Origin of the sequence: Achromobacter sp. E1, from assembly GCF_037039475.1 — a bacterium.
Classification (GTDB): domain Bacteria; phylum Pseudomonadota; class Gammaproteobacteria; order Burkholderiales; family Burkholderiaceae_B; genus Achromobacter; species Achromobacter mucicolens.
Window position 1 is genome coordinate 2,740,545 of record NZ_CP146253.1, and the last position, 12,518, is coordinate 2,753,062.

Sequence of the window (12,518 nt, forward strand, 5' to 3'; positions counted from 1 at the left end):
CGGTCTTGCAAGAAAGCTATTGCGTTTGTTTCTGTCTGCGCCGTTCAATTGGCGTTGGTTGATGTCCCCACGGGGCAACGTGTAGTGCAGCGGCGCACCGGGCCAGGGTTCCGTCCGTTTTTCAATCCCCGGTCTGTTTCGTCTCTCGCTGCCTTGCGCTGGCGGGAGGGGGCCCGGACATTTTCGGAACGCCATGTCGCTGATCCTGATCCTCGCTCTGCCGTTCGCCGGCAGCCTGTGCGCCGCGCTGCTGCCTTCCAACGCCCGCAACGCCGAGGCGTGGCTGGCTGGCCTCATCGCCCTCGTCTGCGTGGTTCTGATCGCGACCCTGTATCCCGACGTCGCCAACGGCGGCGTCATACGGGCCGACATACCTTGGGCGCCCGCCCTCGGACTGCAATTCACCCTGCGCATGGACGGCTACGCCTGGCTGTTCGCGCTGATCGTCTCGGGCATGGGCGCGCTGGTGGTGCTGTATGCGCGCTACTACATGTCGCCCGAAGACCCGGTGCCGCGTTTCTTTTCCTTCTTTCAAGCCTTCATGGCCGCCATGCTGGGCGTGGTGCTCTCGGGCAACCTGATCCAGCTTGTGCTGTTCTGGGAAATGACCAGCCTGGCGTCCTTCATGCTGATCGCCTACTGGCACCACCGCCTGGACGCGCGCCGGGGCGCCCGCATGGCGCTGACGGTCACCGGGGCGGGCGGGCTCTGTTTGCTGGCCGGGGTGCTGATCCTGGGCCACATCGTCGGCAGCTACGACATGGACCGCGTCCTGGCGTCGGGCGACCTCGTCCGGGCCGACCCCTGGTATCCGGCCGTGCTGGTGCTGGTGGCGCTGGGTGCGCTGACCAAAAGCGCGCAGTTCCCGTTCCATTTCTGGCTGCCCAACGCCATGGCCGCGCCCACGCCGGTCTCGGCCTATCTGCATTCGGCAACGATGGTCAAGGCGGGCGTCTTCCTGCTGGCGCGCTTCTGGCCCGTGCTGTCGGGCACGGACGAATGGTTCTGGATCATCGGCGGCCTTGGGCTCATCACCCTGGTGCTGGGCGCTTACGCAGCCATTTTCCAGCAGGACATGAAAGGGGTGCTGGCCTATTCCACGATCAGCCACCTGGGCCTCATCACGCTGCTGCTGGGCCTGAACAGCACCCTGGCGCTGGTGGCGGCCATCTTCCACATGATCAACCACGCCACGTTCAAGGCGTCGCTCTTCATGGCGGCGGGGGTGGTCGACCACGAAACCGGCACCCGCGACCTGGGCAGGCTGTCCGGCCTGTACAAGGCGATGCCCATCACCGCCACGCTGGCGATGGTGGCCGCCGCCTCGATGGCGGGCGTGCCGCTGCTGAACGGCTTCCTGTCCAAGGAAATGTTCTTTGCCGAGACCACCTTCGTCAGCGCCGACCGCTACGTGCAGCTTGGCCTGCCGCTCTTGGCCACGATTGCCGGCGCGTTCAGCGTGGCGTACTCGCTGCGCTTCATCCTGCAGGTGTTCTTCGGCCCGCCGGCCACCGACCTGCCGCGCGAGCCGCACGAACCGCCGCGCTGGATGCTGCTGCCCAGCGCGCTGCTGGTCCTTATGTGCCTGCTGGTCGGCATCGTCCCCAGCCTGACCGTGGGTCCGTTCCTGGCCACCGCGGCGCAAAGCATCCTGGGCGAGAACATGCCTGACTACAGCCTGGCCGTCTGGCATGGCTTCAATCTGCCGCTCGCCATGAGCCTGGTCGCCACCACTGCAGGCGTGCTGCTGTACCTGGCCCTGCGTGCCCATCAGCGCGCCAATCCCGGCCGCGTGCCGTTCATCTACCGCCTGGACGGCCGCCGCACATTCGAGGCGCTGCTGGACGGTTCCAGCGTTGCCGCCGCGTGGCTGTTGCGCTGGGTGTCGTCCACGCGCCTGCAGGTGCAGATGGTGCTTATCGTGGTCGGCACGCTGTTCGTCGCGTGGCTGCCGCTGCGCGCGGGCGGCTGGCTGGACGGCGCCGTCCGCCTGACGCCCGTCGACCCGGTGTTCGCATTGCTGTGGATCGTGGGCGGCACGTGCGCGCTGGCCGCCGCGTTCCAGGCCAAGTACCACCGCCTGGCCTCGCTGGCGCTGGCCGGCGGGGCAGGGCTCATCACTTGCCTGACCTTTGTCTGGTTCTCGGCGCCCGATCTGGCCCTGACCCAGTTGTCCGTCGAAGTCGTGACGCTGGTGCTGCTGCTCCTGGGCCTGCGCTGGCTGCCGCGGCGCATCGTGCAGGACGACGAAGAAAGCCTGAAGGCCACGCTGATGGCGCGCGGGCGCCGCCTGCGCGACCTGCTGCTGGCGGTGGCGGCCGGCACGGGCATGTCGGCGCTGGCCTATTCGGTGCTGGCGCGGCCCCAGACCAATCCCATTTCGTCCTACTTCGTGGACCGGGCGCTGCCCGACGGCGGCGGCACCAACGTGGTCAACGTGATCCTCGTGGACTTCCGCGGTTTCGATACGTTTGGCGAAATCACGGTGCTGGGCATCGTGGCGCTGACCGTCTACGCGCTGCTGCGCCGGTTCCGCCCGGCCGCCGAGAGCGCGGACATTCCGCGCCAGCAGATGGACCAGGACGGCGGCATCCCCGACGCGCCCGACATCAAGTCGGTGGTGCCCGCCGGCTCGATGATGGTGCCGGCCGTGCTGGTGCGCCTGCTGCTACCGGTTGCCGCGCTGATTTCCGTGTACTTCCTCTTGCGCGGCCACAACCAGCCGGGCGGCGGCTTCGTCGGCGGCCTCATCTTCGCCACATCCGTCATCCTGCAGTACATGGTGGGCGGGGTGTACTGGGTCGAATCCCGCAGCCGCCTGAATCCCCAGAACTGGATCGGCATCGGGCTGCTGTCCGCAGGCATCGCCGCCGTGAGCGCGTGGCTGGCCTACAAGCCGTTCCTCGCCGCGCTGGCCTGGGACGTCGCGCTGCCGTTGATCGGCCATGTCCACGTGTCCAGCGTGCTGCTGTTCGACCTGGGCGTCTACATGCTGGTCGTGGGATCCACCGTGCTGGTGCTGGTGGCGCTTGCCCACCAATCGCTGCGCGCGCAACGCAAGGCCGCCGCCGAACTCCAGGCGGCCGCCGCTCAAACAGGAGAAGCCTGATGGAATTGATATACGCAGCCGCGATCGGCGTGCTGGCGGGCTCGGGCGTGTGGCTGCTGCTGCGGCCCCGGACGTTCCAGTTCATCATGGGCCTGTCGCTGGTCTCCTATGCGGTCAACCTTTTCATCTTCGGCATGGGCCGGCTCACGTCCGGCAAGCCGCCGGTGGTGGATCCCGCCATGGCGCATGATCCTTCCTGGTATGCGGATCCGCTGCCGCAGGCGCTGGTGCTGACCGCCATCGTCATCGGCTTTGCCACCACCGCGCTGTTCCTGGTTGTGCTGCTCGCCTCGCGGGGCCTTACGGGTACCGACCACGTTGATGGACGGGAGTCCCAATCTTGAGTTTCTGGCTTCAACATCTTCCGGTCCTGCCCATCATCATTCCGCTGGTCGCGGGCGCGGCGATGCTGCTGCTCGCCGACACCAGCCGCTACGCGCGCGGCGGCATCGCGCTTGTGTCCACGCTTGCCCAATTGGCGGCCGCGATTTCCCTGTTGTTCGTCGCAGGCGGGGGCGTGCCCGGCGTCTGGGAAAACGGGGTAGGGGCCTACCTCGTGGGCGATTGGCCGGCGCCGTTCGGCATCGTGCTGGTGGTCGACCGCCTGGCCGCAGTCATGCTGACGCTGACGGCGGTGCTGGGACTGGCCACGCTGGTCTACGCGCTGGCGCGGTGGGACCGCGCGGGCGTGCATTTCCACTCGCTCTTCCAGTTCCTGCTGATGGGCCTGAATGGCGCCTTCCTGACCGGCGACCTGTTCAACCTGTTTGTGTTCTTCGAGGTGCTGCTGGCCGCGTCGTACGGCTTGCTGCTGCATGGGTCCGGCGTGGCGCGCGTCAGCGCCGGCCTGCAGTACATCGCCGTGAATCTGGTGGCTTCGTTCCTGCTGCTCATTAGCATTGCGCTGATCTACGGCGTGACCGGCACGCTCAACATGGCCGACCTGGCCTTGCGCGCGGGCAATCTGACGGGCGCCGAGCGCATGCTGTTCGAAGCGGGCGCCGCCATCCTGGGCGTGGCGTTCCTCGTGAAGGCGGGCGCCTGGCCGCTCAACTTCTGGCTGGTCAAAGGCTATGGGTCGGCTGGCGCACCCATAGCGGCCATGTTCTCCATCATGACCAAGGTCGGCATCTACGCCTTGCTGCGCATCGGCTCGCTGCTGTTGCCCACGGGCGCGCCCGCCGCCTTCAGCCTGGACTGGATGTTTGCCGCCGGACTGGCCACGCTGCTGTTCGGCGCCCTGGGGCTGCTGGCCACCCAGCAACTGGAAAAAATGGTCGGCTACTGCGTCATCGTGTCGGCCGGCACGCTGCTGACCGCGCTGGGCATGCCGGGCGTCACGCTCACCGGTCCCGCGCTGTTCTACCTGATCAGTTCGGTGCTGACGACGGGCGCGTTCTTCCTCTTGGCCGAGCTGATCGAACGCACCCGCAGCTTCGGCGCGAACGTGCTCGCAGTTACGCTCGACGCCTTCGATCTGGATGATCCGACCTCTGTGAACCGGTCCGACGACGTGGTCGGCGTGGCGATCCCCGCCGCGATGGCGTTCCTGGGCTTGGCCTTCATTTCGTGCGCCTTGCTGGTGACCGGCTTGCCGCCGCTGTCCGGCTTTGTCGCGAAGTTCTCGCTGTTGTCGGCGGCCGTCTCGGCGGCCACCGAATCGGCGCCGCCCATGGACGCCTGGATTCTCGTGGCGGCCGTGCTGGTGTCGGGTCTGGCTGGCCTGATCGGCCTGGGCCGCACCGGCATCCGTATTTTCTGGGCCAGCGACGACCGCAGCACGCCGCGCCTTCGCGTGATCGAGGCGGGCCCGGTCGCGGCGCTGGTGTTGCTTTGCGTGGCCCTGGCCGCGGGCGCCGGTCCAGTGTCGGCCTACCTGGACGACGCGGCCCGGTCGCTTGACCAGCCCGCGTCCTACATCGACGCCGTCATGTCCGCGCAGACCGTGCGCGGCGTCAAGGGAGGAAGCTGATGCGCCGTCTTTACTTCCTAATCCTGCCCACGCTGCTGTTTGTTCTGTGGCTGGTGCTCAACGAAAGCATGTCCGCGGGGCAGATCGCGCTGGGCATCGCGCTGGCGCTGTGGTTCACGTGGGCCGCCTCGCGCCTGCGACCGCTGAGGGCGCGTCCGCGCCGCCTCTGGAAAGCGATACCGCTTTTGCTGCGCGTGACGAAAGACATCATCAAGTCCAACATCGCGGTGGCGCGGCTGATCCTGAATCCGCGCCGCAATGAATTCTCACCCGGGTTCATCCTGATCCCGCTCACCATGCGCGACCCGCATGGCCTGGCGATGCTGGCCTGCATCGTCACCTATACGCCCGGCACCGTCTGGGTGGACCTGACCGACGACCACAGCCTGAAACTGCATGTGCTTGACCTGCAGCACGAACATGAGTGGGTCGAACTGGTGCAGCAGCGCTACGAGCGCCCGTTGATGGAGATGTTCGAATGAATTCAGTACTTTATTGGGCGGCATCCTTTGCCTTGCTTTGCTTTGCGCTGGGCATGGTGTTTGCCACCATCCGCCTGTTGCGCGGCCCCACCGCCCAGGACCGCGTCCTGGCCCTGGACACGCTGTACATCAACGGCATGCTGACGATGCTGGTGTTCGGCATCCGGTCCGGCACGTCCGTGTACTTCGACATTGCGCTGCTGATCGCGCTGTTCGGTTTCGTGGGCTCCACCGCAATGGCGCGCTTTCTCCTGCGCGGCGAGGTCATCGAGCCATGATGGACGTCGATATCCCGCTGTGGGCCGGCATTCCGGCCTGCATCCTGCTGGTGCTGGGAGGGTTGCTGGCGGTGACCGGCTCGGCCGGCCTGCTGCGCTTTCGCACGTTCCAGTCGCGCATCCATGCGCCCACGCTGGGCAACACGATGGGTTGCGCCTGCGTGCTGGCGTCTTCCATTCTCGTCTTCTCGGCGCTGTCGGCGCGGCCCGTGTTTCACGAGGTCATCATCACGTTGCTGTTGATTGTGTCGTCGCCCGTCACGGCCATGCTGCTGATGCGCGCCGCAACCTATCGCAACCGCCTCACCAAGGCCGAAGCGGACAAAGACGCGCGTTGAATTTGGGGCGCGACCCCGATTGGCTTTGAAACGTAACCTTACGAATTCACGTCGCTGGTTATGTCCCCCATCGCCAGGTCATGGGATAGTGATGTCAGTGGGCGACACGGCGCAAGACCGAGCCGCCCGGGTTCAATCTCTTCTAAAGGAGCTGACCATGACTTCTGTTTCCCTGCCTACGAAGCGCCTCGCCGCCATGCTGTGCACGACCGGACTGATGCTTGCCGCCGGCGCCGCGCATGCGCAATCCGGCAACGCCGATTCGTCGCAGTCGCGCTACCAGCAGGACGTCGCGGCTTGCAAGAGCGGCACGACAGGCCAACCACTGGACACCTGCCTGCGCGAAGCCGGCGCGGCGCGCCAGGAGCGCAACCGCCAGAATCTGCGGGACGACAGCCCTGAACAACTTCAGCAGAACATGCTTGCCCGCTGCAATCGGCTGCCCGAAGCCCAGCGCCAGAGTTGCGTCACTCAGATGACCTCGCCCAGCAATGTGCGCGGTAGCGTCCAGGGCGGCGGCGTGCTGCGCGAAACCGTGATTCAAGTGCCCGCCGGCACCGCCCCGGGCATGGCCCCGGCCCCTGGCATGGCACCCGCACCTGGAATGGCTCCCGCCCCGGGCATGGCGCCGGCTCCCGGCATGGCCCCCGCGCCTGGCACGGGAACCATGAGCGCGCCGATCCGCCAGTAAGTCGCCGGCGACATATCGGGCATGGCGTGAGGGCGCAGCCGCCGCAGCAATCAGGCAAAATGGCGGCTGTCGCCTTTTCTCACGCATATTCATGTCCGACGTCATCGCCCTGATTTTCGACTTCGACGACACGCTGGCTTCGGACAGCACGTCCGGCTTTCTGGACAGCATCGGCGTGGACACGGCCTCGTTCTGGAAGGAAGAGGTCGATCCCTTGCTGTTCCAGCAGGACTGGGATCCCGTCCCCGCCTATCTCTACAAGATGATCGAACTGTCCCGCCAGGGACGGCACGGTCTCATCACGCAGCAGCGCCTGAAAGACTGGGGCGCGCGCCTCGATCTGCACGACGGCGTATCCACGCTGTTCCAGCGGCTGCGCGCGGCGGTGCGCGCCGAGCATCCGCAGGTGCAGCTTGAGTTCTACCTGATTTCCAGCGGCATCGGCGACGTGGTGCGCGCCACGCCCATCGCGCATGAGTTCACCGAGATCTGGGCCTCGGAATTCGTCTACGGCGACGACGGCGGCATTGCGTTCCCGCGGCGCGTCGTCAGTTTCACCGACAAAACCCGCTACCTTTTCCATATCCAGAAGGGCATCATCGGGCGCGATTTCCGCAACAAGCCGTTCGAGGTCAACCGCAAGGTTCCCGAGGACCGGCTGCGCATCCCGTTCGACCAGATGGTGTTCGTGGGCGATGGCTACACGGACATCCCGTGCTTTTCGCTGATCCGCCGCGCGGGCGGCTTCGCTTTCGGGGTCTGGGACCCCAAGCACCGCGACAAGCGCAGCCGCGCCTGGGGCTTCATCGAGGAAGGGCGCGTGTCCAACCTGAATCAGGCCCGCTACGACGAGCAGGCCGAGCTTTATCAGTGGCTCGAAGAGGCCGTCACCAGCCTGGCCGGCCGCGTTGCGCTGAAGTCGCGGGTGTACCGTGGCTGACCCGGCCGTGCTGGCCGCGCCCGCCGTGGTCCTGCCCTGGACCGAGCAGGACGCCCGATTCATGACCCTGGCGCTGGAACAGGCCCAGGCGGCGTACGACGTCGGCGAGGTGCCGGTGGGCGCGCTGGTTGTTTCCGCCCAGGGCGACATCCTGGGGCGCGGCTACAACCGCACCATCATCGACCACGACCCGACCGCGCACGCCGAGATCGTCGCCTTGCGCGGGGCCGCGCGCCAGCTTGAAAACTACCGGCTGCCCGGCATCACCGTCTACGTCACGCTCGAGCCCTGCGTCATGTGCATCGGCGCCATGCTGCACGCGCGCCTGGCCCGTGTCGTGTTCGGCGCCTACGATCCCAAGACCGGCGCCTGCGGCAGCGTGCTGGACGTCGGATCCGTGCCCAAGCTCAATCATCACACTTCAGTCACCGGCGGCGTGCTGGCCGAACCTTGCGGCGATCTGCTGCGCCGGTTCTTCCGCGAACGCCGCGCCAAGGAATCCATCGCATGAGTACCCCCAAAGCCGCCCAGCCTGCCGCCAAGCCCGCCACCAAGGCGCGCCGCGCAAAGGCCGATGTCCCCGCGGCCCACGATCATCCGCACGATCACGGCCCGGACTGCGGCGACGCATGCGGCCATGATCACGACCACGACCACCATCACGGCCCGCAGCCGGACGCCCGCGGCATCTACCTGATTTCCCCGTCGTCCGCCGTGCGCGATCCCGCCACCGTGACGCTGGCGCGCGAACGGCTGGCGCAGCAGGGCTTCAAGACGGCGCTGGACCGCACGGCGCTGGCCGAACATCAGCGGTTTGCCGGCACCGACGCGCAGCGGCTGGCCAGCCTGACGCGCGCGGCCAAGCAGAAGCTGCCGATCGTCATGGTGACCCGCGGGGGTTACGGTCTGGGCCGGCTGCTGCACGCCATCGACTGGAAGGCGATGGCCGACAGCGGCAAGCGTTTCGTCGGCATGAGCGATTTCACCGCCTTCAACCTGGGCCTGCTGGCGCAGACCGGGGCGGTCAGCTACACCGGCGCCACCGCAGTCCAGGACTTCGGCGGCAAGAAGGTCGATGATCTGACCGAGGCGCTGTTCGGCGAGCTGATGCGCGGCGAACTTGAGATCCTCAGCTTCGAAACACCGGACGCCGACCCGGTGGACGCGCGCGGCATCCTGTGGGGCGGCAACCTGGCCATGCTGACGTCGCTGCTGGGCACGCCCTACATGCCGAAGATCCGCGGCGGCATCCTGTTCCTTGAAGACGTGGCCGAGCATCCGTACCGCGTCGAACGCATGCTGATCCAGCTGTGGCAGGCCGGCATCCTGGCGCGCCAGAAGGCGATCGTGCTGGGACGTTTTACGGAATACAAGCTGGCGCCGCACGACAAGGGTTACGATCTGCACGAGGTCGTGGCCTGGCTGCGCAAGACGGTGAAGGTGCCGGTGATTACCGGGCTGCCGTACGGCCACGTCGCCACCAAGGCCACGTTGCCGATCGGCCAGAAGGTCGGGATCGCCACCGAGAAGGGCCTGGCTCACCTGGTGCTGGACGAACATCATCACTGATCGGCGGTTCGCAGCGCGTTTGCTACACTAGCAGGTTTTCCCGCATGCGCCTTCGGGCGCCTTCAAACGTACATACACCGTGATATCCACCGCCAATCTCACCATCCAGTTCGGTCCCAAGCCCCTTTTCGAGAACGTCAGCGTCAAGTTCGGGGAAGGCAACCGGTACGGGCTGATCGGGGCCAATGGGTCCGGCAAGTCTACGTTCATGAAGATCATCGGCGGCGATCTCGAACCCTCCGGCGGCAACGTCGCGCTTGAGCCGGGCGTGCGCCTGGGCAAGCTGCGCCAGGACCAGTTCGCCTTTGAAGACGTGCGCGTGCTTGATGTGGTGATGATGGGCCACACCGAAATGTGGCAGGCCATGTCCGAGCGCGACGCGATCTACGCGAACCCGGAGGCGACCGAAGACGACTACATGCGCGCCGCCGATCTGGAAGCCAAGTTCGCCGAGTACGACGGCTACACCGCCGAAGCCCGCGCAGGCGAACTGCTGCTGGGCCTGGAAATCGCCGTCGACCAGCACAACCTGCCGATGCGCGAAGTGGCGCCGGGCTGGAAGCTGCGCGTGCTGCTGGCGCAGGCGCTGTTCTCGAACCCCGACGTCCTGCTGCTGGACGAACCCACCAACAACCTGGACATCAACACGATCCGCTGGCTGGAAAACGTGCTCAACGGTTACCAGAGCACGATGATCATCATCAGCCACGATCGTCACTTCCTGAACCAGGTGTGCACGCACATGGCCGACGTGGACTACGGTGAAATCCGCATCTACGCCGGCAACTACGACGACTACATGCTGGCTAGCACCCAGGCCCGCGAACGCCTGGTCGCCAACAACGCCAAGGCCAAGGAACGCGTCGCTGAACTGCAGGACTTCGTGCGCCGCTTTGCCGCCAACAAGTCCAAGTCGCGCCAGGCCACGTCCCGCCTGAAGCAGATCGACCGCATCAAGGCCGACCAGGTAGTGGTCAAGCCCTCGTCGCGCCAGAATCCGTACATCCGCTTCGAGCAGAACAAGGTCATGCACCGCCTGGCCGTCACCGTCGAAAACCTGACCAAGGCCTACGATGCGCCGGTCATCACCAAGTTCTCGGCCATGGTCGACGCCGGCGAGAAGATCGCGATCATCGGCGCCAACGGCGTGGGCAAGACCACGCTGCTGCGCCTGCTGGCGCAGGACCTGCAGCCCGATTCGGGCACGGTCAAATGGTCGGACAATGCCGACCTCGGCTACATGGCCCAGGACGTTTCCGACCAATTCCTGCAGACCGACATCAACCTGCTGGACTGGATGGGCGACCACCGCCAGCCGGGCGACGACGACCAGTCGATCCGTTCGGTGCTGGGCCGCCTGCTGTTCTCGGCGGATGACCTGCCCAAGGCGCCCAAGGTGCTGTCCGGCGGCGAAAAGAACCGCATGACCTTCGGCCGCCTGATGCTTGGCCGGCATAACGTCATGCTGCTCGACGAGCCGACCAACCACCTGGACATGGAATCGATCGAATCGCTGCAGTTCGCGCTGGAAAAGTACGAAGGCACGCTGGTGTTCGTGTCGCATGACCGCGAATTCGTGTCGGGCCTGGCCACGCGCGTGATCGAGATCCTGCCTTCGGGCGAGATCGTCGACTACCGAGGCGGCTACGAAGACTACCTGTCCTCGCGCGGCATCGAGGCCTGATTCCCGGACGGTTCGCCTGAAGCGGCGCACGGACTCGTGCGCCGCTTCTGCATTTGAGCCCGCCTGCCGCGGCCCAGCGCGCCAGCCACGGCGCGGCGCGCGCATTCAGCCGGCCGCAAACCGCGCTGCGCTATCATCCGCCCCGATCCTGGCGCCTGTCCGGCCAGGCCTGCCTTTGTCCCCAAATGTCTCCCTCTCAGCATGCCGCGCCCGATGGCGCGCAGATCGGCACGTTCACCCTGACGGCCCGCATCGTAGCCATCGCCTTCTTCACCTTCATCTGCTATCTGGCCATCGGCCTGCCGCTGGCCGTGCTGCCGGGCTACGTGCACGGCAACCTGGGCTATGGCTCCGTGCTGGCGGGCCTGGCGATCAGCGTGCAGTACGTGGCGACCTTGCTCAGCCGCTCGCACGCCGGCCGGATGGCCGACATGGTCGGCCCCAAGCAGACCGTCGTCATCGGCATGGCCGCCTGCGCGATCAGTGGCGTCTTCCTGCTGCTGGCTTATGCCTTCGAGCGCACCGCCTGGCTGAGTCTGGCGGCCATCATTCTGAGCCGTCTGGCGCTGGGCTTCGGCGAGAGCTGGGTGGGCACCGGTTCGGCCACCTGGGCCATTGCGCGGGTAGGGCCGCTGCACACGGCACGCGTCATTTCGTGGAATGGCATCGCCACCTATGGCGCGCTGGCGCTCGGCGCCCCGCTCGGCGTGCAGCTTGAAAAGCACTGGAGCATGGGCGCGCTGGGCGGTGCGGTGCTGCTGCTGGGTCTGGCGGGTTTGGGACTGGCGATGCTGCGGCCCGCCGTCGCCATCGTGGGCGGCCACCGGATGGCCTTCAAGAGCGTGGTGCTGCGGGTGTTTCCGCATGGCATGGCGCTGGGCCTGGGGTCGGTGGGTTTTGGCACGTTGGCGGCATTCGTTGCGCTGTATTACGCCAGCGCCTCCTGGGAGGGCGCCGCGAATGCGCTCAGCGCGTTCGGCGGCGCCTTCATCGGCGTGCGGCTGCTGTTTGCCGGCACGATCACCCGTTTTGGCGGCTTCCGGGTCGCGCAGGTGTCGTTCGTGGTGGAGGCTGCCGGTCTGTTGCTGCTGTGGCTGGCGCCCAACCCAGGCATGGCGCTGCTGGGCGCCGCGCTTACCGGCAGCGGCTTTGCGCTGGTGTTTCCGGCCATCGGCGTCGAAGCCGTGGCGCGCGTGCCGGCCGGCAGCCGCGGCGCCGCGCTGGGCGCCTATTCGGCCTTCCTGGATCTCGCCTTGGGCGTGACCGGTCCCATCGCCGGCTACATCTCCAGCGGATTCGGCTATCCGGCGATCTTCCTGGCGGCCTCCCTGTCGGTCACGATGGGCTTGCTGATTGCGTTCGGATTGCAGCGGGCCGCCACGCGTGGACAGGCGACGGCCTCGTCAGCCTGATCTTTATTACTGGAAGAAGTTAAGACATGCGATATTGATCGTT

12 protein-coding genes are annotated in these 12,518 nt (G+C 66.5%); all 12 read left to right on the forward strand.

Annotation, left to right across the window (positions count from 1 at the left end; all coding sequences use genetic code 11):
- Window positions 1-193 precede the first annotated feature (193 nt).
- The 12 genes from V6V88_RS12635 to V6V88_RS12690 all read left to right on the forward strand — a co-directional run bounded on the left by V6V88_RS12635 (window position 194) and on the right by V6V88_RS12690 (window position 12,475).
- Window positions 194-3,109 carry a monovalent cation/H+ antiporter subunit A gene (locus tag V6V88_RS12635; RefSeq protein WP_056317313.1) on the forward strand — a complete coding sequence of 972 codons (2,916 nt, stop codon included), beginning with the start codon at window positions 194-196 and terminating at the stop codon, window positions 3,107-3,109.
- Window positions 3,109-3,453: a Na+/H+ antiporter subunit C gene (locus V6V88_RS12640; protein ID WP_056317316.1), complete on the forward strand. Its 345-nt coding sequence runs from the start codon at window positions 3,109-3,111 to the stop codon at window positions 3,451-3,453. Before V6V88_RS12635 ends, V6V88_RS12640 begins: the two co-directional genes overlap by 1 nt.
- The gene (locus tag V6V88_RS12645; RefSeq protein ID WP_142055453.1) at window positions 3,450-5,081 is read left to right on the forward strand and encodes a monovalent cation/H+ antiporter subunit D; all 1,632 of its coding nucleotides are present in this window, start codon (window positions 3,450-3,452) and stop codon (window positions 5,079-5,081) included. Before V6V88_RS12640 ends, V6V88_RS12645 begins: the two co-directional genes overlap by 4 nt.
- The gene (locus V6V88_RS12650) at window positions 5,081-5,563 is read left to right on the forward strand and encodes a Na+/H+ antiporter subunit E (RefSeq protein WP_223575624.1); all 483 of its coding nucleotides are present in this window, start codon (window positions 5,081-5,083) and stop codon (window positions 5,561-5,563) included. Before V6V88_RS12645 ends, V6V88_RS12650 begins: the two co-directional genes overlap by 1 nt.
- Complete coding sequence (locus V6V88_RS12655; protein ID WP_056317324.1) at window positions 5,560-5,841, forward strand: K+/H+ antiporter subunit F; 282 nt, start codon at window positions 5,560-5,562, stop codon at window positions 5,839-5,841. The genes V6V88_RS12650 and V6V88_RS12655 overlap by 4 nt, the downstream gene beginning before the upstream one ends.
- A complete protein-coding gene (mnhG, locus tag V6V88_RS12660; protein ID WP_056317327.1) occupies window positions 5,838-6,179 on the forward strand; it encodes a monovalent cation/H(+) antiporter subunit G in 342 nt (113 codons plus the stop codon). The genes V6V88_RS12655 and mnhG overlap by 4 nt, the downstream gene beginning before the upstream one ends.
- 157 nt (window positions 6,180-6,336) lie before the next feature.
- Complete coding sequence (locus V6V88_RS12665) at window positions 6,337-6,870, forward strand: hypothetical protein (RefSeq protein ID WP_223575622.1); 534 nt, start codon at window positions 6,337-6,339, stop codon at window positions 6,868-6,870.
- A gap of 91 nt (window positions 6,871-6,961) precedes the next feature.
- On the forward strand, window positions 6,962-7,810 hold the full coding sequence (locus tag V6V88_RS12670) for an HAD family hydrolase (RefSeq protein WP_338619415.1): 849 nt from the start codon (window positions 6,962-6,964) through the stop codon (window positions 7,808-7,810).
- A gap of 61 nt (window positions 7,811-7,871) precedes the next feature.
- Window positions 7,872-8,321 (forward strand): tRNA adenosine(34) deaminase TadA, encoded by a 450-nt coding sequence (tadA, locus tag V6V88_RS12675; protein ID WP_338619596.1) that lies wholly within the window; start codon window positions 7,872-7,874, stop codon window positions 8,319-8,321.
- Window positions 8,318-9,379 carry an LD-carboxypeptidase gene (locus V6V88_RS12680; protein WP_338619417.1) on the forward strand — a complete coding sequence of 354 codons (1,062 nt, stop codon included), beginning with the start codon at window positions 8,318-8,320 and terminating at the stop codon, window positions 9,377-9,379. The genes tadA and V6V88_RS12680 overlap by 4 nt, the downstream gene beginning before the upstream one ends.
- Before the next feature lie 79 nt (window positions 9,380-9,458).
- Window positions 9,459-11,063, forward strand: a complete 1,605-nt coding sequence (locus tag V6V88_RS12685) for an ABC-F family ATPase (RefSeq protein WP_056318719.1) — start codon at window positions 9,459-9,461, stop codon at window positions 11,061-11,063.
- Between the two features lie 185 nt (window positions 11,064-11,248).
- The gene (locus V6V88_RS12690) at window positions 11,249-12,475 is read left to right on the forward strand and encodes an MFS transporter (RefSeq protein ID WP_280003434.1); all 1,227 of its coding nucleotides are present in this window, start codon (window positions 11,249-11,251) and stop codon (window positions 12,473-12,475) included.
- Window positions 12,476-12,518: the final 43 nt, after the last annotated feature.

What these genes read in the sequence shown, in the direction of transcription:
- V6V88_RS12635 (WP_056317313.1), top strand. Translation starts at nt 194, where the DNA reads ATGTCGCTGATCCTGATCCTCGCTCTGCCGTTCGCCGGCAGCCTGTGC.
- V6V88_RS12640 (WP_056317316.1), top strand. Translation starts at nt 3,109, where the DNA reads ATGGAATTGATATACGCAGCCGCGATCGGCGTGCTGGCGGGCTCGGGC.
- V6V88_RS12650 (WP_223575624.1), top strand. Translation starts at nt 5,081, where the DNA reads ATGCGCCGTCTTTACTTCCTAATCCTGCCCACGCTGCTGTTTGTTCTG.
- V6V88_RS12655 (WP_056317324.1), top strand. Translation starts at nt 5,560, where the DNA reads ATGAATTCAGTACTTTATTGGGCGGCATCCTTTGCCTTGCTTTGCTTT.
- mnhG (WP_056317327.1), top strand. Translation starts at nt 5,838, where the DNA reads ATGATGGACGTCGATATCCCGCTGTGGGCCGGCATTCCGGCCTGCATC.
- V6V88_RS12665 (WP_223575622.1), top strand. Translation starts at nt 6,337, where the DNA reads ATGACTTCTGTTTCCCTGCCTACGAAGCGCCTCGCCGCCATGCTGTGC.
- V6V88_RS12670 (WP_338619415.1), top strand. Translation starts at nt 6,962, where the DNA reads ATGTCCGACGTCATCGCCCTGATTTTCGACTTCGACGACACGCTGGCT.
- tadA (WP_338619596.1), top strand. Translation starts at nt 7,872, where the DNA reads ATGACCCTGGCGCTGGAACAGGCCCAGGCGGCGTACGACGTCGGCGAG.
- V6V88_RS12680 (WP_338619417.1), top strand. Translation starts at nt 8,318, where the DNA reads ATGAGTACCCCCAAAGCCGCCCAGCCTGCCGCCAAGCCCGCCACCAAG.
- V6V88_RS12690 (WP_280003434.1), top strand. Translation starts at nt 11,249, where the DNA reads ATGTCTCCCTCTCAGCATGCCGCGCCCGATGGCGCGCAGATCGGCACG.